Raw genomic sequence first — 21,471 nt, 5'->3', positions numbered from 1 at the left:
ATCACACCGCCACATCTGCCTTTATTCTTTCGTGCGATTGATAATTCACAATCTTAATATCATCAAATGTAAAGTCAAATAAATCTTTAACATCAGAATTTAATTGTAATTGACAAAGTGGCAAAGGCTCACGGCTTAATTGTAATTTGGCTTGTTCAAAATGGTTGTGATACAAATGCGTATCGCCCCCTGTCCAAATAAATTCGCCCACCTGCAAATCACACACTTGGGCAATCATATGAGTCAAAAGAGCATAGCTTGCAATATTAAACGGCACGCCCAAAAATACATCGGCACTTCTTTGATAAAGCTGGCAAGAAAGTTTATTATTCACCACAAAAAACTGAAACAGCGTATGACAAGGCGGTAGAGCCACCTGCCCTGCTTCAATCGGATTCCAGCCAGAGACAATCAGACGGCGAGAATTGGGATTGGTTTTGATTTCGTTAATGAGCCAAGACAGCTGGTCAAAGCCATCTTGTTGATAAGTGCCATCGCTATTTTTGCTCGCCCCAAAGTTTCGCCATTGATGACCATAGACCGCCCCCAAATCACCCTCGGCTCGTCCAAATCTGGCGGTTTGCTCAGCCGTTGCCCACTCGTCCCAAATGGTTACACCATTGTCTTGCAGGTATTTGACATTGGTATCGCCTTTGATAAACCACACAAGCTCATAAATAATGGATTTGAGATGCACTTTTTTGGTGGTCAGCAGGGGAAAACCGTCCGCCAAATTAAACCGCATTTGATAGCCAAAGACAGAGCGAGTGCCTGTGCCTGTACGGTCGCCTTTGTCATCGCCATTGTTTAGGATATGGGAGAGAAGTTCTAGATATTGTTTCATTTTATGCCTTTTTCTCTTAATTGTGTAAAAAATAATAAATTGCCATCCGCTCCAAAATCTTCTGTTTCAAAGCATATGGCTTCCAAGCTAACTAAAAATAAATTTTGTGATTTTTTGGGCTTTCTTATATCTAAGAAATTTAAACAAAGGTATTCGTAATTTTTATTACCTTTTTCTTTTGTAACCAAAAATTCACAATATCGCCAATACAGTTCTTTGTCTTTACCAATTTGATGAGAAATAATTTTATTAGGATAAATGGTAAAGGTGGGTTTACTGAATGCGTAATTCAAAGCAATGCTAAAAATAAATACAGATAAACACATCCACAAGCCTTCCGTATTATTCTCGGAAAAGGACTTTATGGTGGCATAACCACTCATTAAAGGAAATCCCCATAAAATAATTCTCATATGATTTCTGGTATTGTAATAAACTCTAATTGGATATGTAAAGGTAGCACCCCTAAATTGGATTGTTTGCATTTTATTCTCTCAATAAATAAGGTGTACATTACACGCCGTTTAGATTTATTTTTTGATGGTGCTATTATACACCTTACGGATTTTCACTTAATGCTTTAATTTTTTCAAAAAATTTTAACGAATTGTTTTTATCAAAATGTTCATTTTCAAAACGAATATTATTTAAAACCACATAAAAAATTCTTTCCATTTTACCATCATTGCGTTTAGATAAAAAATTCAATAAGGGAATTTCTCCAAAATCTCGTTTTAGGGTGGCGATTTCTAATTGACAATCTTGCCAATCTAATGTTTTTGGCTTGCCAATGCCAAAATTTTTAAATACCACTTTTTGGGGATAAATCACCATCAATGGATTTTTTGACATTAAAACCGTAACATAAAAAGCAATGACTAAGAATAAATAAACCATCATTCCCCAATATTTTTCAATCATTAACGCAAATAAAGTTGTGATGATAAACCCAATGACCATAATAATGATAAAAATTACCTGCGTCTTTTTATTAAAATGGTGATTGCGATAAACAAAAATCGGAAAATTAAAGGTTTTGTCTTTAAACTTAAAATCCGTCATATCTTTTGCCAATCATAGACTTTATTTTTGTACGCCAAGCTCATCAAAATCACCCCTGCGATAATCATCGGCAGACTATACAGTTGCCCTTTACTCATCCAACCAAAGATGAGTTCATAGCCCACATCAGGCTGGCGGAAAAACTCGGTGGTAAAACGGCTACACCCATAACCCAAAAGGAACAAGGCAGAGATGGCATAACGTGGGCGTGGCTTGCTACTAAACCACCATAAGAGGATAAATAGCAGTACGCCCTCTGTAAAGGCTTGATAAAGCTGGCTTGGGTGGCGTGGTAGGAGCAGATGTTCACCAACAGGCTTGGCAATCGCTTGTAGGCTTGGATTGGCATTAATGAGGTTAAAGTCAGCATTGACCGCTTGGGGAAAATACATCAAATGCCCATAATCCCCATGTGAGACACGCCCCCACAACTCACCATTAATAAAGTTGCCAATCCGACCAAACAAAAGACCCAACGGTACACAAGGAGCAATAAAATCTAACACCGTAAAGGCGTGTTTTTTGTATTTACGTCCAAAAAAGAACATGGCAACCAATACACCAACAAAGCCACCATGAAAACTCATGCCCCCTTCCCAGACTTTAAACAGGTAGGCAGGATTGGCTAAAAATTCGCCAAAATTATAAAGTATCACATAACCAATGCGACCACCCAAAATCACGCCCATCGCCCCAAAAAATATAAGGTCAGAGACCATCTCACCTGTGAAATCGCCTCGTTTTTTGCCCCAAAAAGTTGCCAAAACATAGGCGGACAAAAAGGCAAGTAAATACATCAGTCCGTACCAATGCACTTGCAAAAAGCCCAAATCAAGGGCGACAGGGTTAAACTGGGGATGTGTGATTGCCATAAAGCTTGTCAAAATCGTTGTGTAAAACTTGACTATGATAGCAAATTTTGAGCAGTTTTGAAACAACCAAACTCAAATCACGCCTTTAATACTCGTTGATGTAACTGTGCCAGTCCCTGCTCCATCGCAGTTTGTAGCTCGGTGGTGAGTTCTTTTTGGGTTTTGTTGCCTGCAAAAATCGGGGCAAGGGGCAATACATAAGCGGTAATTTTGCCGTTATCCATGACTCGTTTTAAACTGTCCGCCATAGTGCGTTTACCGTAGTAGGCGGCATCATCGGAGAGTTTGCCATCTGCATCTACATACGCCACCACCACAGGACAAATGGGCAAGCCTGTATCTATCGCAGGTTGGAGCAGTTTGCCATAGATTTTTTTGATTTGCTTACCATCTGTGGTAGTCGCCTCTGGAAAAAATACTACCGATGAGCCATCACGCAAAAAGTTGCTGATTTGGTCAGACACCGAACCTGTATCACCAGAGCCACGTTTGATAAACAGTGTTCCCCCTGCCTTGGCAAGCCTACCAAAAATAAACCACTCGCCAATCTCCGCCTTTGATAAAAAAAACACTGGGGCAACCGACCCAACCACAGGAATATCCAGCCACGAAACATGGTTGGACACCCACAGTCCGTGTGTCTGTGGCACAGGCTCAACCTGCACGACTTGTACACCAAAAGAATTTGCCATTTTGCGACAAAAGGTTTGGATATATTTGGGTAGTTTGTCTCTGGGTGGTTCTGTAAATGCACCAATCTTATAGGCAGCCCGAAAACCACCAATAAGTGCATTACTCATGCTTATAACTTTTTTTGTGCGATTGAGAAAGTTTGCCATAATCATCATCACTGGTTAAAAAACGTATGCTATAAAACTTTGGGCAAAATTGCAAGCATTTTTAGTGAACGATTGTTAAATTTATGGTGCACTTGATAAGGAGTGTTAAGCGGTTGTCTTTTTTAGGTGGCGTGATATACTAAGATTATTAATGATACAAAGATTGTTTGTATTTTAGTAGGCATGACCGCACACCATGATGGTGGCGGTTGCACTGGTTTTAAGTTTACCCAATGACGGATTGTTAACTTCATATAACAAATCAAGTTAATTCATCAATTTTTACCAGCTCCAAAACACCATGAAAATCGCCAAGCTCACACTCACCACCCTACTTGCCATCAGCTTTCCTGCCTTGGCTGATGTGGCAACTTGCCTGACCACCGCCTATCCTGACATTAAATCAGTTACAGATGGCAAAGTGATTTTTACAAACGGCAAAATACTGCCTCTTGGCACGGTTTCTACCGCCCCATTTATCCAACGCCTAAATCACGCCAGCATTGCCGATCAGCTTTCACAAACTTACCCTTTGGCATTCAATCCACCCAAACAATATGAGGACGCAGGTCGTCTTAGAAATGATCTGTTTTTTAAGGCATTGTATGGCAGTACACAGGCACAAGTCAAAGCCAACATGACCACCATCACATGGCAACCCTCAGGCAAAACCCTACAATTTAACAAACGCAACCACGCCTCTGCCCAGCTCCAAAAAGTCGGTGATGAAATCGCCCAAAACAAAGAGTTAGCCAGCTATGTCAACAAGTCACTTGGCACGCTCAACTGGCGTGTGATTGCAGGAACAAACCGCCTAAGCAGTCATAGTTTTGGCGTAGCAGTGGATTTTGAGCTTCCTAAGCCCTTACACAAATACTGGCGATGGGACGGCTGTACCAGCGAGGACAAGACTTGCCCCTATCCCAAAGCCCTGCTTGGCGACCCAAAACTCCAACAAGTCGTACAAATCTTTGAAAAACATGGATTTATCTGGGGTGGTAAATGGGCAAGTTATGACAGTCCACATTTTGAGTACCGCCCAGAACTACTCATCAAAGAATGTCGTTAATCACTTCAACCAACCGTGAGGATTTTTATGAAAATCAAAGCCCTACTACTTGGCACGCTCTTATTGACCAACCTTACTTTCGCTCAATATCTTTGCACCTATGAGGCACACATCACCAATAGTGATAAAATCAACTCCTCAGGCAAAAACCTTGCCACTGGCAATACCAAAGCCAGTGCCGCCGCCATTTTACAGCAAGACCGTGCAGATTTTTGGAATGGGGTGAGCGATGAGACTGGCGAGGCAGACTGCTATTTTGACAGCAAAGCCAACCGCCAAACCATGAGCCAAAAGCTCTCTCGTGGCAGTATTTCACAAACCACCATTAACCGCATTGTTAATAAAGGTGGTTATTTTACCGTAGATGTTTATAGCACCCACATTGATGTGCGTTAATATAGTCAATTTTATTCAAAACCAGACAAAGGTTTTTTGCTCAAAGTGAGCTTGCCTGCCCATAACGGAAAACTGCTCGCAGGCAAGCTTGGGGCCAACGGTTTTGGTGGTTTTTGAAGTTAAATCACTATAAAATCTTAAAATAAAAAACAGCATTCAATCAATGCTGTTTTTTATTTGAGTAATCAAGCAGTTGGCAGAGGTGGTGGCAAATCATCAGCAGGTTTGGTTAGGTTAACGGTTGGTACTTCATGCTGATATTCCTTTGGCTCTCGTGGACTTTCACCATTCATAATCTGCAAAAATTGCTCACGGTCAATGGTTTCCCATTTCATCAGAGCATCTACCATGGCGTGCATTTTATCGTGGTTATCATCAATAAGCTTGTATGCCACTTGATACTGCTCATCTAGGATACGGCGAATTTCCTCATCTACTTTGAGCTGTGTCGCCTCACTGACCGTCCGAGAAGAGCCAAAATAACCAGCACTATCATCGTCCTCATAGACCATCACACCCATTTTATCGCTCATACCGTATTTGGTTACCATCGCACGAGCCAACTTGGTTGCTCGCTCAAAGTCGTTGCTTGCCCCTGTGGATTTGCGATTGACAAAAATCTCTTCGGCAATCCGCCCACCAAACAAGATAGACAAATCATTGAGCATTTTGTCCTTATAACTACTAACCGCATCTTGTTCTGGTAGTTGCCAAGTTACCCCCAATGCCCAACCACGAGGCATAATCGTAACCTTATGTACAGGGTCAGTATTTGGCAAAAGCTGGGCAACCAGTGCGTGTCCTGCCTCGTGGTAAGCGGTGGCACGGCGTTCAGATTCACTAAGCACCATAGACTTTCTTTCAGGACCCATATACAGCTTGTCTTTGGCGTCCTCAAAGTCGTTCATATCTACACTATGCTTATTACGGCGAGCGGCAAACAGGGCAGCTTCATTGACAAGGTTGGCAAGCTGAGCACCACTAAACCCCGGTGTACCACGAGCCAAAGCATTGACATCAACACCGATGGTTTGTGGTAATTTTTTCAAATGCACATTCAAAATCTGCTCACGCCCCTTGATATCTGGCAAGCCCACCGACACTTGACGGTCAAAACGACCGGGGCGAAGCAGGGCTTTATCCAGCACATCAACACGGTTGGTTGCTGCAATGACAATCACGCCATCATTACCTTCAAAACCGTCCATCTCAACCAGCAGTTGGTTTAAGGTTTGCTCACGTTCATCATGACCACCACCCATACCACCGCCACCACGATGACGACCCACCGCATCAATCTCATCAATAAAGATGATGCAAGGGGCGTTTTTCTTGGCTTGGTCAAACATATCACGCACACGAGACGCACCCACGCCAACAAACATTTCTACAAAGTCAGAGCCAGAAATGCTAAAAAATGGCACGCCTGCTTCCCCTGCGATGGCTTTGGCAAGCAAGGTTTTACCTGTACCCGGAGGACCTACCATCAGCACGCCACGAGGAATGGTTGCTCCAAGTTTGGTAAATTTGGAAGGGTCTTTTAAAAAATCCACAATCTCAACAACTTCTTGTTTAGATTCTTCACAGCCTGCAACATCAGCAAAGGTAACTTTGATTTGGTCTTTGTCTAGCATTCTGGCTTTGGATTTACCAAAACTCATGGGGTTGCGTCCACCGCCCATGCCAGAACCACCATTCATGCCACGACTAAACAGCCAAATCAAACCAATAATCAGCAATATCGGAAATGCTGCGATAAGTAGCTGAGTGCCTACACCTTGGCGTTCAGGCACTGCCCCCTCCACCTCAACGGCGTGTTTGCGAAGCATGGGCATCAGCTCATCATCAGTCAAGGCAGGACGAACCGTCTCAAACAATGAGCCGTCAGTCTTCGTACCTGTAATTTCCTCACCATCAATCTCAATCTTTTTGATTTGACCTTCTGAGACAGCCGTAACAAACGCTGAATACTTCATCGTATCAGCTTTGCTGGCACCACGGTCAAGATTACTAAACACCGCAACTATCACACCGATAATCACGAGCCATAACAAAACATTTTTTGCCATATCGTTCACAAATTATTCCTATTGGCACTTTTAAAAATGGGAGCTTGGGGCATATTTAGGTGATTTGTCATGGAAATTTTGGCAACTTCTTAACCCCATTTGGTGATATTTAACGAACAAACACACCCCACCAACACACGCTACAAGTCAATAATATAAGGCTTATTCATACAAAATCAAGAATTAACCTGATAAATTCAACAGGCAGATGGTTTATTAACAATTTTTTACAAACTTACATAATCTAGCAATCACTTAATCGCCACCCAAAACATCTCTTTGGAGCGAGGACGGCTAGCGGCTGGTTTTATACTTTTGATTTTGCTAAACTTTTTTTGCATATCAGCACGAAGTTCTGGCGACCCTTCGCCCTGAAACACCTTCATAATCAACGCCCCGCCTTCGGGCAACACTTTTAGAGCAAAATCCACCGCCAATTCACACAAATACATCATGCGTGGCATATCCACCGCCGACATGCCCGAAGTATTGGGTGCCATATCAGACAGCACCACATTCACAGGGCGACCGCCCACTTCATTCATAATTTTATCAAACACTTCTTGTTCACGAAAATCACCTTGAATAAAGGTTACATTTTCAAGTGTATCCATTGGCAAAATATCAGAAGCAATCAAAATCCCATCATCACCAACCAACTGACCTGCCACCTGCGACCAGCTACCAGGGGCAGAACCCAAATCCACCACCGTCATGCCTTTTTTGATAAGTCCCATCTTTTCGTTGATTTCAATGAGCTTGTATGCTGCCCTTGCTCGGTAGCCGTCTTTTTGGGCTTTTTGTACATAAAAATCATCAATATGCTCTTTCATCCACGCCTTTGATGATTTACTGAACTTTTTATTGGTTATGCGAGTTGCCATTGCAAATTTTTCAACTTAAAATTAACTGCTTAGTTTACCATTATTATCACTAAATTTGGCAAATTTTCTGCTATAATGGCTAAAATTTTACATTTGGAAAAATTTATGTCAAAAAAATCCCAAGAGCGTGAGCTTATCAAAGAACTTCGTGGCATCGGTCATCGCCTAAACCCCATCATCATCGTGGGGGCAAACGGTCTATCACCCACCCTAATTGAAGAAACGGCTCGAGCATTGAGCGACCACGAACTCATCAAAGTCAAAATCCCAGCAGGCTCAGCAGACGAACGCAAAGAATGTGCCAACGCCCTAGCCGAAGCTACGAAGAGCATGGTTGCTCATCACATTGGACGCATGGTATTACTGTATCGCAAAAATGACGAACCCAATCCCAAACTGTCTAACTTGGTACGGTTTGGATTTTAATGTCAATTTTTATCCAAGCTCACCAAGATGTTTTTTGGGGCAACTCAAAAAGCAACAAAACTTACCATTTTGCTTTGACTGCCACCCCAAGCCATGCCATCAGCGTGGACGTGGTGGCAAGCATACAAGGCGACACCTTACAGCTTAGCTATTTTATAGAAAACTCATTTTCTATGGATACATCCAACAAGCCAACACTCATGCGATGTGATTTTTTGTGGGAAAAAACTTGCCTAGAATGTTTTTTTGATTTTGGACAACGTGCCTACATTGAGCTCAACTTCACCCCAACAGGTGCATTCAACCTCTATCATTTTGATGATTACCGCACCCCAAACACCCTACCCCCACGTTGGGCAAATGGCACGGTTTTTGCCATTACTGGCACACCTTTGGATACTCATCACGTTTATCATGTTGGTGTCAAATTAGACAATACCGCTCATATGGATATTTGCACCATTAGCCCCACCGCCATTTTATATCAAGACAACACACCATATTTTTATGCCATCAAGCACGCCAATCCGCCTGATTTTCACGATAAGTCATTTTGGCAAAAACTTTAAAAATAAAAAAAACCGACCTTAAAAGTCGGTTTTTATGTATGATATGAACCATTAATCGTTCATTGCCATCATCGTGCCGCCATTGTTAGAGGCATCTAGGTAACGACTGTCACGCCATACGGTATAACCGTTGTGCTGGCTGTATGGGCTAAATTTAGGTTGGCGAAAATCCGACACCCAACCACGTCCATCATAAATCTGAATATGACCGTGCGGATTTTTAGCAGTGCGGTTAAATACCACCACATCGCCCACTTGGGGGACGTAGTTTTGGTTGCTAATTTTTGTAAAACCCGCCCCTGCCAACGTGCCATGTGCGTATTGATAGGCTGATGGTTTTGGTGTGAAGTTATAACCTGCTGATTGCAATGCCTTACGCACATATAAGGCACAACGACCAATGCTTTTGCCATGTGCAGCACGAGATGCCAAGCGAGCTGCTACGGCTGGTGCCGCACCACTGCTAATGGCTGATGCAGATTGGGGTTGGGATTGGGCCTGTAGTTGAGTTTGAACTGGAGTTGCACGGCTAACACTGATAAAGGCTTTATCCGCATCAACCTTCACATTGTATTCGCCATTATTGCCAGCGTTGAAATTTTGTACAACGGTGCGAGTATTTTGAGTTGCTTGGACAACAGGAACACGGCTTGCATTGTTTGCATTTGCCATCAGGTTGTCAATCTCACGATTTAACTCTTCATTGCTAATACCTACCGCATTTGTTGTTGCTTGGTTGGGAGTAACGAGAGTTACAGTTCTGTCTACTGACGAAATGGCAATTGTGCCACTTTGGGTTGGAATGTAATCTTGTGCTTTTGCACCTGTTACCGTCAAGCCAATCGCTGGCATTAACCACAATACTTTTTTCATTAGTTTGCCTCGCATTCTTCACTCATGACAATCCACCACCACACAAATCAAGAATGTCTGTTAGTTTTTGGGAAAATCAAGTTTACATCAAAAAACACATCTAGGGACTACCTTTTGCCCATACAGCATGTTAAACTTGACCTTTGGACACCACGTCCGCATTTTGGAGTGCTTTATGTCAAAACCTTATGATGATTTGTTAAAAAATAAACAAACCAACCACTTAGCAACGAGCCTAGAACGCATGGCATCAGCTGGGGCGACAATACCTCCCAAGCTTAACAAGCAATTCAACAGGCTACAATATCTTACCACCATCGCTAGACTTATACTAGCAACGATACTTGGGCAGACATTGGCGGATTCTTGCCAAGTTGTGTATGCCACAAACAACAAACTGACCATATCCTTGCCGTCAGCGACAGCAGTCAATCACGCACGTTATTTGCAAACATCTTGTTTTGAAGCTCTGATAAGCCACGAAGATTTTGCTTGCTTTACCGAACTGCATTTTATCATCAGCATGGCTCACAAAAATAAAAAATTGGCACACCAAAACAAAACTATTCGTTCAAAAAAACCATTAAACGAAACTATAAAGCAAACTATAACACAAACTGCCGATATTGTCATCACCAATCCAAAATTACGTTCACGTCTTTTGGTATTGTTAGAAAATATCCATGTCAAAGATGACAATCAAATAAATTGATGAGTTTTTTCACCATTTTGTAAAGTTATGTAACAGACTCATCATCAACATTGTGGATTTTACTTGATAATCAAACTTAACAAATTGCACAAGGCTTGTAAAATATAAGATTCAATCACCACTTTTTTGAACATACATTTGACAATATGCAAAACATGAACAATTGTTAATTATTACACTAAGTTTGCCCATTTTTAACTGCTATCATGCTAGCCTAACAACAGTTGCTTAAATTTTTGGGGAATGATAAGTAATTGGGCAACGATTTTTGTCATAAAATGTTACAATTTCATGGCTGGTTTCGTCTGCCAAAATCGCCCGAATCAGGGCATTATTGAGAGCGTGTCCTGATTTATATGCTGAAAACTGACCCAATAACGGACGACCAATCACATACAAATCCCCTACCGCATCTAGGATTTTGTGGCGAACAAATTCGTTGGGATAACGAAGTCCGCCCTCATTCATCACAGAATCATCATCAAGCACCACCGCATTATCCAAACTACCACCCAATGCCAAATTACAAGAACGCAGATATTCTAAATCCTTTAAAAAACCAAAGGTGCGAGCTTGCCCCACTTCACGAATAAAGTTATCGGTATTAAAATCAAGTGTAGCGGTCTGGTCGGTTGCTTTGATGGCGACATGGTCAAAATTAATCTCAAATGTCATAAAAAAACCATCATCATCACTCATGTTGGGGGTGATTTTTGCCCATTTATCGCCATCTGTTACTTTGACTTCTTTTTTAAGTTTGATAAATTCTTTGGGAGCGTGTTGTTCTACCACGCCTGCTTTTTCTATCAATGATAAAAATACCACCGCCGAACCGTCCATGATAGGAATCTCAGAAGCATCAACATCAACATAAAGATTATCAATACCACAGGCTGACACAGCCGACAATAAATGCTCTATCGTTCCCACACGAGCATCACCCACCACAAGATTTGATGACATCATGGTATCCAAGATGAGCGTAGCACTCATGGGAATTTGGGTGTTATTAAGGTCTGTACGCACAAAAACAATGCCCGTACCAACAGGAGCAGGACGCAGTGTCATGGTAACAGTTTTACCACTGTGAAGTCCCACACCTTGTGCGGTAATAGATGTGGCAAGGGTACGTTGATAGGTAGGAGTTGTATTCAATGTTTGTCTCATTTTGTTACAATTTGGCTTATTTTAACAAAATGAGACAATTTTGTCATTATGGCAAATGTTGTGTGATTCTTTCTAACAACTCATCAGGCAAGGGCAGTTTTTCACCCAATTCAAAAAGACTTATCGCCAGTGCCTTCATCACTCGCCATGTATCATGATAATCTGGAGCAAAAAACACAAGCACAGCAATAAGCGTGTATAAAATAAAATATCGCCATGGCTTTTTACGTTCATAGAATTTAAAGGCTGTCCCTGCTGAACGTTTTAGGCTGACGTTTAACACATTGACACTATAAATCTCATCAAGTAACAAGTGTACAAGCCCCCCAAAAAATAAAAACACCCCAAATAACCAACTAACAAATGCGGTTGTTTTTAACCCCCAAAAAGAGCCATACACCACCAAGAGCCCGCACATCGCCACATAAGGCACCGAATGCACCATGCCACGATGTACCGTCAAATAGCTAAACAGTCCAAACACCCCAAGTCGTACCACGCAAAAGCCCACCGCCCAAATCAAAAGCGTATGCACAAGCACATCGGCACCCGTGCGGTGCATGGCATACAAAACCGCCATCAATGTCGCCACACCAAGCGATGCCCAAAAAAAACCAACTTGGGCAGGGGTTGAACTCTCCAAATCAATATCAGGCAAAAGTCCACCCATCGTCCCAATCAACACACAAAATACTGCCGTTATAATGCCATACAAATCATGCATATAGCCAAATACCGACAATCCTGTACTGATGACAAGAGAAGTATTTAGATGCGTTTGAAAATTTGCCATGTGTGTCCGTTAAGTTGATGACTTTTGAATAAATATGGTATTAGACTTCCTGCAAAACTAGGTTTTCCGTTCACCCTGAGCTTGCCTGCGGGTAGGAAAACAGTGGCGGTTCGACAAGCTCACCACGAACGGTTTTCCTTGTTTTTGAGTTTTGCAGGAAGTTTATTATAACAATTTTAAAAAATAAAAACGATGAGATTTTAAAATTTTAGTAAATAATAACCAAACGCCAACACAACCAAAAAAGCACACAATACACCAAATCCAAGCCAATCATCAATATCTTTGGCTATCAATTCTTGATGAAAACTAATTTCGTATTTAACTTGATGATTATGTAATTTTATCAGAAAAATAAATAATAATAGTGGCATGACATATAAAACACCAAAATAAATAAACTTTCTTTTTGCTATCGTTTGCTTTTTTATGAAATAATCCACCTGCTCACAAAATGAGTAAATCACCTTATCATCTGTTATAATCTCATACGCCCGATGATGATTGTTTCCATATTGATAATAAATGGTGGCATTTTTACCGTAGTATTCGTACATCAATTGGCACGCATGTCGCCTTTTATCATCACCACAATAAAAATGTTTGTTATCAAGTGTCAAAAAATACTCATGAGTTCGTCCAATAGCGACACGGGTAGGTTTCTTTGGGATTGTACCTTCTATTTTATATAAATTTTCTTTTTTATAAATAATGTTTGAATGCTTTTTAATATCTTGATAAAAACCAAATAAAAATACGCCTAAAAATAATATAATTAATATAATAACATTTTTACCAATTTTCTTTTGATTTTTTTTATGAACATCAAAAGAAATAAGCATAAAAAATACAAAAAATAACAAAACCATCCAGCCAAATATAAAAAATCCAACCACCAATGCGATAATAGCATAGCAATCAAAAATCTTATCTAAGTGTGTGGTGATTTTATTCAAACCAATCATAATAAACATCATCAATATAAAAATGGCAAAAACCCTTTGCCATTTTTATTGATTAAACAATCAAAACAGCCCAACAATCTGCCCGTCCACTACATCAATATTTTGGGCAGATGGTACTTTGGGAAGCCCTGGCATTTTCATTATCGCCCCACAAATCACCACCAAAAATCCCGCCCCATTTGATAGGGTAATGTCTTGTACTGTGATGTCAAAGTCTGTTGGCACGCCAAGTTTTTTGGCATCGTCCGAAAACGAATACTGCGTTTTTGCCATACAAATGGGCAAATCATCAATCGTTAGCCCACTTGTTCTCAAATCATCAAGCGACTGTTTGGCTTTGTCCGACAATATCACACCCCTTGCCCCATAAATGCGGTTAGCAAGCGTACCAATTTTGTCTTCCACTGGCAAATCACGCTCATAGCAAAATTTAAATTCAGACGGTTTATCCATCGCCTCCAAGACTTTTTGGGCAAGCTCTACACCGCCAGCACCGCCCTTTTCCCACACCTCACACAAAGCAACGGACGCACCGATATTTTCACACGCCCTAATCACTTCGTTAAGCTCATCATCGCTATCGGATACAAAGCGGTTTAACGCCACCACGCACGGCAAGCCAAACACCGTTTGCATATTGTCAATGTGTTTTAAAAGGTTTGGCAAGCCGTCTTTGAGTGCCTGTACATTTTCAAGTTTCAAATCGTCTTTGGCAACACCGCCATTGTATTTTAAGGCTCGCACAGTGGCGACAATCACGCACGCACTTGGGGCGATGTCTGACAAACGGCATTTGATGTCGCAAAATTTTTCCGCCCCCAAATCCGCCCCAAACCCTGCCTCGGTCACCACAAAATCGCCCAAATGCAATGCCATTTTGGTGGCGATGACCGAATTACAGCCGTGAGCGATGTTGGCAAAAGGTCCACCGTGTACGATGGCTGGGGTGTGGGCAAGCGTTTGCACCAAATTGGGCTTAATGGCATCCTTTAAAAGTGCAGTGATTGCCCCATTTGCCTTGATATCTTTGGCAAAAATGGGCTTATTCTGGGTGGTATAAGCAACCAAAATATTACCAAGCCGTTCTTTTAAATCGTCCAAATCGCTTGCCAAACAAAAGCACGCCATCACCTCGCTTGCCACCGTAATATCAAAGCCGTCTGCACGCTCTACACCGTCCACTTTTTTGCCTTGCCCTGAGGTGATATGGCGTAGCTGGCGGTCATTCATATCCACCGCTCGCCGCCACAAGACACGATTTGGGTCAATGTCAAGCTCATTGCCTTGATAAATGTGGTTGTCAATCATCGCCGCCAGTAGATTGTTTGCTGCACCGATGGCGTGAAAATCGCCTGTAAAGTGCAAGTTAATGTCCTCCATCGGCACAACTTGGGCGTATCCACCGCCTGCTGCACCGCCCTTGACCCCAAACACAGGTCCCAAAGACGGTTCACGAATGGCAACGATGATTGTTTTGTCTTTGGCAACTTGATTTAGGGCATCGGCAAGCCCAATGGTAACAGTTGTTTTGCCCTCGCCTGCTGGTGTGGGGTTGATGGCAGTTACCAAAATCAATTTGCCATTTTTGTTGGGCAAAGCGTCCAAAACAGTAGGCTCAATCTTGGCTTTGGTATGTCCATAGGGGATTAGGTCATTGGGCGTAATGCCAAGTTTTTTGCCAATATCGGCAATGGGGGCAAGGCGTGCTGATTGGGCGATTTGAGCATCTGTTAGGTGGGTCATGATGATTTTCCTTAAAAACATGAGAGTGATATAGTAACATAAATCTCCAAACAAAACACCCTCATCAACCCCAAACCCGTACAAGCAAAAACCCCCAAGTAGATTACTTGGGGGTTTAAAATATGGCACTCCATAGGGGATTCGAACCCCTGTTACCGCCGTGAAAGGGCGATGTCCTAGGCCTCTAGACGAATGGAGCGTTTTAAAACTTAACACAAGTAATATTTGCCTAGGAAACTTGTGTTTCTCAACAACCAAATCCTAAAATTTGGTGGAGATAAGCGGGATCGAACCGCTGACCTCTACAATGCCATTGTAGCGCTCTACCAACTGAGCTATATCCCCGTGTCAAGGTGGGCGTATTATATAAGGAGAGAGACAAGGTGTCAAGAAAAAATTTTAAAATTTAATAAAAATCTTGTAAAACTTTGATTTTATTAAAATTAAAATCACCATTCACGAGGGGCAATGATTTCTTCAAGGTCATCGCCTGTCAGAGTCAGCCCATACGCCTGTGCGATGATGGCAAAGTTCTCACCCATACATTCACGAGCCACCGTTTCAAGCTCGCTGTCATGCTCATCAAACTCATCTTCTAGGTCGTTGATTTTTTCTACCGCAGGGTGCGAATACTTGCAAAACTCGGCAACACTGGTTGGCTTGTGTGTCTCTATGTCCACACACAGCTGTAATAAAATCTGTTCAATCTTGGCAACCAAATGACTTGGATAATAGTCATCTTGGTACATATCCGCCAAAAAATCATGGGCTTTGATGGTTTCGTTGGTTAAATTTTGTTTGTCTAACATGGGTTGTCTGCCGGTATTGATACATCAAAAAGTATTGCACATTTTAAAGAAAAACACAACAAAAAACCGATAATTAAAATCATCGGTTTTTTAGGATTATTCTTGATTTAAAAAATTAGGCAAAGATTTATTGACTTCTTCTAGCTTTTTAAGTTTCTTTTTGCCAAGTCCGCCCAAAACTTCAATGGCATGGCGAAGTCTTGCCAAAGTCATATCTGCCCCAATGACATACATGGAATTCATCACAGGCGTGGAGCTTGACGACCCTGCAATAGCGATAAAGAAGGGTTGCATAAAGTCTTTTAATTTGACTTCAAAATGAGCGGACAAACCTTTTAAAGTTTTATAGATATTTTCTTCGCTCCATACAGGCAAACTTTCTAATTGCCAAGTGGCGATTTGTAAAATTTCCAAGAGCTTTTCATTATCCAAAGATTTATGAGCAAAATCATCAGCCGTAATATTTGGCAAGTTTTGAAAATAAAAGCCCGCCCAATTCACCGCATCGGTCAAAGTATTGATACGAGGCTGAATTGCCTTAGCGATATTGGTTAATTTGTCATTGTCAAATGCCCAAGCCAAAATGGTATTTTTTAGCTCATCGGCACTCATTTTTCTGATATATTCGCCATTTAGCCAGTAGAGCTTTTCAATATCAAAAATCGGTCCACCCAATGAAATTCTCTGAATATCAAAAGTCTCAATCATTTCATTTAGGCTAAATATCTCCTGCTCGCTTGGCAAGCTATATCCCATACGCCCCAGATAATTGAGCAGTGCCTGTGGCAATACCCCTGCGTCCCGATAATAGGTGATAGAAGTGGGGTTTTTGCGTTTGGAGAGTTTGGACTTGTCGGGGTTACGAAGTAGAGGCATATGACATAGGGCGGGCATTTCCCAACCAAAATATTCGTACAAAAGTTTGTGTTTGGGAGCGGAGTTAATCCACTCTTCGCCTCTGATGATATGGGAAATTTGCATTAAATGGTCGTCCACAACATTGGCAAGATGATAGGTGGGCAGACCGTCCGTCTTTAACAAAACCTGCATATCCACACTTTCCCAAGGGATACTAATCTCACCCCTTAGCATATCATTAAAGGTGCAGACACCTGTTTGCGGCACACGCATTCTAATGACAAAGGGCTTACCGCTTTTGGCAAGTTGATCACTCTCTTCACGGGAAAGATTGGCGTATCGTCCGTCATATTTGACCGCCAAGCCTTGTGCTTCTTGCTCTTTACGCATTTGGTCTAGCTCATCAGGCGTACAAAAACAGCGAAAGGCGTGTCCTTTGTCAAGAAGTTCGTTGGCATACTTTTGGTAAATCTCACGGCGTTCGCTTTGGCGATAAGGGGCAAACTGCCCACCGACATCAGGACCTTCGCTCCACTCTAAGCCTGCCCATTTTAGGGCGTCCAAAATCATCTGTTCGGATTGGGCGGTACTACGGACTTGGTCGGTGTCTTCAATACGCAGGATAAACTCACCGCCCTGTGATTTGGCAAACACCATATTAAAAAGGGCAATATAAGCTGTGCCAACGTGGGGAAAACCTGTGGGGCTTGGGGCGATACGAGTGCGGACTTTGGGGAAGGGCATAGGGGTTCTCTTTTTAAATTGGGAAATTGGGGTATTATAGCGTAATTTTTTTGTAATTTAAAGTTTAAAGCCAAACAGAGAAACAGGGGGAATTTGTGGATTTGGTGGACAAATTTTATGATGATAATTCCTAAATAATTCCACCAAAGACTTAATTTCCAAAAAAGTATGACTGTCATAAATACGAATATCATCTGCTCTTGGCGTAATCAATAAATGTCTTTGGGTATTTTGACTACCACGCACATAAGAAATCTCAAATATTTTTTGCCAAGCCAACTTTATTTCATTATCATTGAAACGATAAATAAAATATTCTGGTGTTAATTGACAATAAAAATTATCGGTTGTTTTATCCCAAAAGGCTTTTATTTTATAATTTTTAATTTCAAAAGTTAAAAATAAACCCGATATAGAAAACCATATTATAAAAAATACAATAATAAAAATATCAAAATGCCCTTGTATCAGATTGGATAATAAAACAAACAGACCACCCATAACAACCATCAAAAACCAAAATAACCGAAAAGTCATTATTGGGCGGACAAGGTTGGTTTGGATAATCGGTAAATTTTCTGGATTATCACAATTTTTGATTTGGGTTAAAACTTCGTCAAAATTATCACGAGTTAAAATAACAACATCATTCATGGTATTTTCTTATATGAGTTATCCAAAACCACCCTCGCCCCTATCGGCAAATGATCAGATAAATCCGCCCACGCCATACCTTTATAGACTTGGGCGGATAATACCGACAGATGTCGCACATAAATGCGGTCAAGGCTAAGTAGGGGGAATTTGGCGGGGAAAGTTTTGGGGTATTGACCATATTTGTCAAAAAAGACTTCTTTTAAGCCTAAATCTGCCATCACCTCATAAGAGTTTTTTGTCCAATCGTTAAAATCCCCTGCCAAAATAAGGGGCTTGTCTTTGTCAATGTCGCTATTGATATAGTCTTTGATGGCGGTGTATTGCTTGGTGCGGTCTTTTTCAAATAGATTCAGATGGGCATTTAGCACCACCACAGGCACACCCCAATCAGCAGGATAAATCTCGCTGTGTAACACGCCTCGTTTTTCTAGATGGCTTACTGTAATGTTTACATTATGCTTGGGGTCAAGGCGGTGGCGTGATAATGTGGCATTGCCGTGATTGCCGTGTGGATAATAGACATTGGCTCCATAACTGCTGGATAATGACAGATACTCGCCAAACCATTCATGTTGTGGGTGGTTTGGGTACTCGTTAAAGGCAAGTTCTCGTTTGAGGTTTTTGCCTTGCACCTCTTGTAGGCACAAAACATCAATGGGTAAGGCAGACAAAGAGCGTGCCAACTCATGTAAAATCGGTCGGCGGTTTAGGGGCGACATGCCTTTATGGATATTATAAGAAACGATGTTAATGGGGGTCATGATAAAAATTGAATATTTATAATAAACTTGCAAAACTTAGCAATTATCCTTATTATACCCCAAAATCATTGAAATATTTGGAAAAAACCATGACCGATTTGAACATCAATTTTACACACTCTGCCTTTGACCCTCGCCTGCATTTGGTGGATTTTCATAAAACAGACGCAAATACCCCAAAAGCATTGGTGGAGGCGGATTTAAAAAACGCCAGTGAATTTTTGGACAATTTGCCCACCACAGATGACCCAAAGGTTGCTCTTGATGTTATCCAGCAGTTTAACCGCTTGAATTTACAGTTAAATCGCAGTTTTGGCGTACTCTCCCACCTCAACAGCGTGGTATCTAGCACTGACATTCGCAGTAGTCATCATGAGGTTTTGCCTGCTTTGTCTGCCTTTTCCACCAAAACAGGGCAGTCGCTACCCTTATATCAGCTTTATAAACTCATTGCCGATAATTTTGACACGCTGGGTGCGGATACTGCCACACGCCGAGCGGTGGAGCTTGCCCTACAAGGCTTTACCCTCTCTGGTGTGGCACTTGATGACGACAAAAAAAGCCGTTTTGCTGACATTTCATCACAATTATCCACACTCTCTGCCAAGTTCTCTGACAATGTCCTAGATGCAACGACCGCCTTTGCCCTGCCACTGACCCAAGAGCAGTTATCAGGCTTGACCGATAGTGGGCTTGCACTCTTAAAATCAGCAGGCGACAACTACAAACAAACCCACCCAAACACCGTTCTTGCCACCGACTATGTCGCCACGCTTGATGTGCCAATGTATCTGGCAGTCATGCAGTATGCCGATGACCGTGCTTTGCGTGAGACACTCTATCATGCCTACAACACCCGTGCCAGCAGTGAGTGTACTTATGAGGCAGGCAAAGGCTTTGATAATGGCCCCATCATGAGCCAGATTCTTGCACTGCGTCAAGAAAAAGCCAAACTGCTTGGGTTTGATGATTATACACAAGTGTCGCTTGCCACCAAAATGGCAAACGACAAAGACGAGGTGGCAGACTTTTTAAAAAATCTTGCCAGTCATGCCACCCCCTTTGCCAAAGCCGACCTTGCTGATTTGCAGATTTTGGGCAAAACTTTGGGCATGGATAAAGTTAAGCCATGGGACATACCCTATTTGTCCGAAAAAATCCGCCTAGAAAAATACAACCTAAACAGCGATGAGCTTCGCCCTTATTTTCCTTTGCCTGTGGTGCTGGGCGGTTTGTTTGAGATTATTGGCAAACTCTTTGGTGTTACATTTAAAGAACGCACAGGCGAAGTACCACGCTGGCATGATGAGGTGCAGTTTTTTGAATTGCATGAAAATGACAAGCTCATCGGTGGGCTGTATCTGGATTTGTTTGCTCGCACAGGCAAACGAGGTGGGGCGTGGCTGTCTGGCTTTCAAGAAAAGCATAAGGATAGTAAGACTGAACAGCTCCCTGTCGGCTTTATTGTGGGCAACTTTTCGCCTGCGGTGGGTGAGTTGCCAAGCCTTTTGACCTTTGATGAAGTTACCACACTGTTTCATGAGTTTGGGCATGGCTTGCACCATCTTTTGACCAAAATCACCCTAAGCGATGTTGCTGGTATTAGTGGTGTAGAATGGGACGCTGTGGAGCTACCCAGTCAGTTTATGGAAAACTTTGCCATTGATAAAGATGGCATCAAACTCATCAGTCGCCACGTCCATACAGGCGAGCCGTTGCCAGAGGATAAGCTGACCGCCCTTGTCAATGCCAAAAACTTCCAAAGCGGACTACAAACCCTCCGCCAAATCGAGTTTGGGCTGTTTGATTTGCGGGTGCATGGGCAAGCGTTGGGCACTTATGAGGACATTTTAGCCATGCAAAACGAAGTTCGCTCCGAGATTGCCGTCATCACACCACCTGCCAACAACCGCTTTGCCAACACATTTAGCCACATTTTCGCTGGCGGATATGCTTCTGGTTATTATTCGTACAAATGGGCGGAACTATTGTCGGCGGACGCTTTTGGTAAATTTGAAACAAACCCAAACCTTGACCAACATGGCGTGTTTGACCCTGCCACAGGTGAGCGATTTAAAAGCGAGATTTTACAAATGGGTGGCTCACGTCCTGCCAAAGACAGCTTTGAGAGTTTTATGGGGCGTGGGGCAAATATAGATGCCCTGCTTCGCCATAGTGGCTTTGTCAAATAGCATTTTATCAAATAACCTATTTGTAAAGTACTGGCTGTGCAACATGGGTGCTTGCAAAATACGAAAATTGTCGTTCATAACCCTTGATTTTATTGAACTTTAAATTTTTAAAAACTAAAAAATCATAGTTTTGCAAGAAATCTAATGATTGCACCAACGGCAAATTG

At 42.0% G+C, this 21,471-nt stretch carries 22 protein-coding genes and 2 tRNA genes; 6 read left to right on the top strand and 18 right to left on the bottom strand.

Features of this window, described 5'->3' with window-relative positions:
* Position 1: 1 nt before the first annotated feature.
* The 5 genes from MOB01S_RS04730 to MOB01S_RS04710 all read right to left on the bottom strand — a co-directional run bounded on the left by MOB01S_RS04730 (position 2) and on the right by MOB01S_RS04710 (position 3,617).
* Positions 2-844, bottom strand: coding sequence for a thymidylate synthase (locus MOB01S_RS04730; RefSeq protein WP_066802193.1), 843 nt, complete (start codon positions 842-844; stop codon positions 2-4).
* Positions 841-1,329 carry a hypothetical protein gene (locus MOB01S_RS04725; protein ID WP_157073895.1) on the bottom strand — a complete coding sequence of 163 codons (489 nt, stop codon included), beginning with the start codon at positions 1,327-1,329 and terminating at the stop codon, positions 841-843. Before MOB01S_RS04725 ends, MOB01S_RS04730 begins: the two co-directional genes overlap by 4 nt.
* A gap of 73 nt (positions 1,330-1,402) precedes the next feature.
* The gene (locus MOB01S_RS04720) at positions 1,403-1,906 is read right to left on the bottom strand and encodes a hypothetical protein (protein WP_066802191.1); all 504 of its coding nucleotides are present in this window, start codon (positions 1,904-1,906) and stop codon (positions 1,403-1,405) included.
* Complete coding sequence (gene lgt / locus MOB01S_RS04715) at positions 1,903-2,778, bottom strand: prolipoprotein diacylglyceryl transferase (RefSeq protein WP_066802190.1); 876 nt, start codon at positions 2,776-2,778, stop codon at positions 1,903-1,905. Before lgt ends, MOB01S_RS04720 begins: the two co-directional genes overlap by 4 nt.
* A 77-nt stretch (positions 2,779-2,855) precedes the next feature.
* Positions 2,856-3,617 (bottom strand): lysophospholipid acyltransferase family protein, encoded by a 762-nt coding sequence (locus MOB01S_RS04710; protein ID WP_066802257.1) that lies wholly within the window; start codon positions 3,615-3,617, stop codon positions 2,856-2,858.
* Between the two features lie 301 nt (positions 3,618-3,918).
* Between MOB01S_RS04710 and MOB01S_RS04705 the strand changes: the two genes are divergently transcribed.
* Both MOB01S_RS04705 and MOB01S_RS04700 read left to right on the top strand, forming a co-directional pair.
* Positions 3,919-4,686, top strand: a complete 768-nt coding sequence (locus MOB01S_RS04705; protein ID WP_066802188.1) for a M15 family metallopeptidase — start codon at positions 3,919-3,921, stop codon at positions 4,684-4,686.
* A gap of 27 nt (positions 4,687-4,713) precedes the next feature.
* Positions 4,714-5,082: a hypothetical protein gene (locus tag MOB01S_RS04700; protein ID WP_066802185.1), complete on the top strand. Its 369-nt coding sequence runs from the start codon at positions 4,714-4,716 to the stop codon at positions 5,080-5,082.
* 185 nt (positions 5,083-5,267) lie between these two features.
* On the opposite strand, the gene ftsH is transcribed toward MOB01S_RS04700, so the two are convergent.
* Together ftsH and MOB01S_RS04690 are read right to left on the bottom strand one after the other, a co-directional pair.
* Positions 5,268-7,151 (bottom strand): ATP-dependent zinc metalloprotease FtsH, encoded by a 1,884-nt coding sequence (ftsH, locus tag MOB01S_RS04695; protein WP_066802255.1) that lies wholly within the window; start codon positions 7,149-7,151, stop codon positions 5,268-5,270.
* Between the two features lie 251 nt (positions 7,152-7,402).
* The gene (locus MOB01S_RS04690) at positions 7,403-8,035 is read right to left on the bottom strand and encodes an RlmE family RNA methyltransferase (RefSeq protein WP_066802183.1); all 633 of its coding nucleotides are present in this window, start codon (positions 8,033-8,035) and stop codon (positions 7,403-7,405) included.
* 105 nt (positions 8,036-8,140) lie between these two features.
* Between MOB01S_RS04690 and MOB01S_RS04685 the strand changes: the two genes are divergently transcribed.
* Together MOB01S_RS04685 and MOB01S_RS04680 are read left to right on the top strand one after the other, a co-directional pair.
* Positions 8,141-8,461, top strand: coding sequence for a YhbY family RNA-binding protein (locus MOB01S_RS04685; RefSeq protein WP_066802253.1), 321 nt, complete (start codon positions 8,141-8,143; stop codon positions 8,459-8,461).
* A complete protein-coding gene (locus MOB01S_RS04680) occupies positions 8,461-9,030 on the top strand; it encodes a DOMON domain-containing protein (RefSeq protein ID WP_066802182.1) in 570 nt (189 codons plus the stop codon). The genes MOB01S_RS04685 and MOB01S_RS04680 overlap by 1 nt, the downstream gene beginning before the upstream one ends.
* 51 nt (positions 9,031-9,081) lie before the next feature.
* Here MOB01S_RS04680 and MOB01S_RS04675 read toward each other — a convergent pair whose 3' ends face one another.
* Entirely contained in the window at positions 9,082-9,903 is an 822-nt protein-coding gene (locus MOB01S_RS04675; protein ID WP_245639998.1) for a CHAP domain-containing protein, read from the bottom strand.
* A 175-nt stretch (positions 9,904-10,078) separates the two neighbouring features.
* Here MOB01S_RS04675 and MOB01S_RS04670 point away from each other — a divergent pair, with 175 nt between their 5' ends.
* Complete coding sequence (locus tag MOB01S_RS04670) at positions 10,079-10,615, top strand: hypothetical protein (RefSeq protein ID WP_066802180.1); 537 nt, start codon at positions 10,079-10,081, stop codon at positions 10,613-10,615.
* A 228-nt stretch (positions 10,616-10,843) separates the two neighbouring features.
* Here MOB01S_RS04670 and lpxC read toward each other — a convergent pair whose 3' ends face one another.
* The 10 genes from lpxC to MOB01S_RS04620 form a co-directional block, all read right to left on the bottom strand.
* Positions 10,844-11,770, bottom strand: coding sequence for a UDP-3-O-acyl-N-acetylglucosamine deacetylase (lpxC, locus tag MOB01S_RS04665; RefSeq protein WP_245639997.1), 927 nt, complete (start codon positions 11,768-11,770; stop codon positions 10,844-10,846).
* Positions 11,771-11,828: 58 nt separating this feature from the next.
* Positions 11,829-12,575: a metal-dependent hydrolase gene (locus tag MOB01S_RS04660; RefSeq protein WP_084349614.1), complete on the bottom strand. Its 747-nt coding sequence runs from the start codon at positions 12,573-12,575 to the stop codon at positions 11,829-11,831.
* A gap of 200 nt (positions 12,576-12,775) precedes the next feature.
* Positions 12,776-13,531, bottom strand: coding sequence for a CDP-alcohol phosphatidyltransferase family protein (locus MOB01S_RS04655; protein ID WP_157073894.1), 756 nt, complete (start codon positions 13,529-13,531; stop codon positions 12,776-12,778).
* Between the two features lie 69 nt (positions 13,532-13,600).
* Entirely contained in the window at positions 13,601-15,283 is a 1,683-nt protein-coding gene (locus MOB01S_RS04650; RefSeq protein WP_066802174.1) for a formate--tetrahydrofolate ligase, read from the bottom strand.
* 123 nt (positions 15,284-15,406) lie between these two features.
* Positions 15,407-15,482 (bottom strand) — tRNA-Glu (locus MOB01S_RS04645).
* Between the two features lie 70 nt (positions 15,483-15,552).
* A tRNA-Ala gene (locus MOB01S_RS04640) sits at positions 15,553-15,628 on the bottom strand.
* Between the two features lie 104 nt (positions 15,629-15,732).
* The gene (locus MOB01S_RS04635; RefSeq protein ID WP_066802172.1) at positions 15,733-16,092 is read right to left on the bottom strand and encodes a DUF5713 family protein; all 360 of its coding nucleotides are present in this window, start codon (positions 16,090-16,092) and stop codon (positions 15,733-15,735) included.
* A 96-nt stretch (positions 16,093-16,188) separates the two neighbouring features.
* A complete protein-coding gene (gltX, locus tag MOB01S_RS04630) occupies positions 16,189-17,694 on the bottom strand; it encodes a glutamate--tRNA ligase (protein WP_066802170.1) in 1,506 nt (501 codons plus the stop codon).
* 57 nt (positions 17,695-17,751) lie between these two features.
* On the bottom strand, positions 17,752-18,348 hold the full coding sequence (locus MOB01S_RS04625; RefSeq protein ID WP_066802168.1) for a hypothetical protein: 597 nt from the start codon (positions 18,346-18,348) through the stop codon (positions 17,752-17,754).
* Positions 18,345-19,112, bottom strand: coding sequence for an endonuclease/exonuclease/phosphatase family protein (locus MOB01S_RS04620; RefSeq protein ID WP_066802250.1), 768 nt, complete (start codon positions 19,110-19,112; stop codon positions 18,345-18,347). Before MOB01S_RS04620 ends, MOB01S_RS04625 begins: the two co-directional genes overlap by 4 nt.
* A gap of 89 nt (positions 19,113-19,201) precedes the next feature.
* Here MOB01S_RS04620 and MOB01S_RS04615 point away from each other — a divergent pair, with 89 nt between their 5' ends.
* Positions 19,202-21,304 (top strand): M3 family metallopeptidase, encoded by a 2,103-nt coding sequence (locus MOB01S_RS04615; protein WP_066802248.1) that lies wholly within the window; start codon positions 19,202-19,204, stop codon positions 21,302-21,304.
* Positions 21,305-21,471: the final 167 nt, after the last annotated feature.

This window comes from Moraxella oblonga NBRC 102422, from assembly GCF_001598275.1.
In the GTDB taxonomy this organism is placed as follows: domain Bacteria; phylum Pseudomonadota; class Gammaproteobacteria; order Pseudomonadales; family Moraxellaceae; genus Moraxella; species Moraxella oblonga.
This window is presented reverse-complemented; position numbering and strand designations above follow the sequence as displayed.

Excerpts from the sequence above, each read along its gene's own strand:
- MOB01S_RS04720 (WP_066802191.1), bottom strand. The coding sequence starts at position 1,906 with ATGACGGATTTTAAGTTTAAAGACAAAACCTTTAATTTTCCGATTTTT.
- MOB01S_RS04700 (WP_066802185.1), top strand. The coding sequence starts at position 4,714 with ATGAAAATCAAAGCCCTACTACTTGGCACGCTCTTATTGACCAACCTT.
- MOB01S_RS04675 (WP_245639998.1), bottom strand. The coding sequence starts at position 9,903 with ATGAAAAAAGTATTGTGGTTAATGCCAGCGATTGGCTTGACGGTAACA.
- MOB01S_RS04680 (WP_066802182.1), top strand. The coding sequence starts at position 8,461 with ATGTCAATTTTTATCCAAGCTCACCAAGATGTTTTTTGGGGCAACTCA.
- MOB01S_RS04660 (WP_084349614.1), bottom strand. The coding sequence starts at position 12,575 with ATGGCAAATTTTCAAACGCATCTAAATACTTCTCTTGTCATCAGTACA.
- ftsH (WP_066802255.1), bottom strand. The coding sequence starts at position 7,151 with ATGGCAAAAAATGTTTTGTTATGGCTCGTGATTATCGGTGTGATAGTT.
- lgt (WP_066802190.1), bottom strand. The coding sequence starts at position 2,778 with ATGGCAATCACACATCCCCAGTTTAACCCTGTCGCCCTTGATTTGGGC.
- gltX (WP_066802170.1), bottom strand. The coding sequence starts at position 17,694 with ATGCCCTTCCCCAAAGTCCGCACTCGTATCGCCCCAAGCCCCACAGGT.
- MOB01S_RS04710 (WP_066802257.1), bottom strand. The coding sequence starts at position 3,617 with ATGGCAAACTTTCTCAATCGCACAAAAAAAGTTATAAGCATGAGTAAT.
- MOB01S_RS04690 (WP_066802183.1), bottom strand. The coding sequence starts at position 8,035 with ATGGCAACTCGCATAACCAATAAAAAGTTCAGTAAATCATCAAAGGCG.
- MOB01S_RS04650 (WP_066802174.1), bottom strand. The coding sequence starts at position 15,283 with ATGACCCACCTAACAGATGCTCAAATCGCCCAATCAGCACGCCTTGCC.
- MOB01S_RS04730 (WP_066802193.1), bottom strand. The coding sequence starts at position 844 with ATGAAACAATATCTAGAACTTCTCTCCCATATCCTAAACAATGGCGAT.
- MOB01S_RS04725 (WP_157073895.1), bottom strand. The coding sequence starts at position 1,329 with ATGCAAACAATCCAATTTAGGGGTGCTACCTTTACATATCCAATTAGA.
- MOB01S_RS04685 (WP_066802253.1), top strand. The coding sequence starts at position 8,141 with ATGTCAAAAAAATCCCAAGAGCGTGAGCTTATCAAAGAACTTCGTGGC.
- MOB01S_RS04705 (WP_066802188.1), top strand. The coding sequence starts at position 3,919 with ATGAAAATCGCCAAGCTCACACTCACCACCCTACTTGCCATCAGCTTT.
- MOB01S_RS04670 (WP_066802180.1), top strand. The coding sequence starts at position 10,079 with ATGTCAAAACCTTATGATGATTTGTTAAAAAATAAACAAACCAACCAC.
- MOB01S_RS04625 (WP_066802168.1), bottom strand. The coding sequence starts at position 18,348 with ATGAATGATGTTGTTATTTTAACTCGTGATAATTTTGACGAAGTTTTA.
- MOB01S_RS04615 (WP_066802248.1), top strand. The coding sequence starts at position 19,202 with ATGACCGATTTGAACATCAATTTTACACACTCTGCCTTTGACCCTCGC.
- MOB01S_RS04620 (WP_066802250.1), bottom strand. The coding sequence starts at position 19,112 with ATGACCCCCATTAACATCGTTTCTTATAATATCCATAAAGGCATGTCG.
- MOB01S_RS04635 (WP_066802172.1), bottom strand. The coding sequence starts at position 16,092 with ATGTTAGACAAACAAAATTTAACCAACGAAACCATCAAAGCCCATGAT.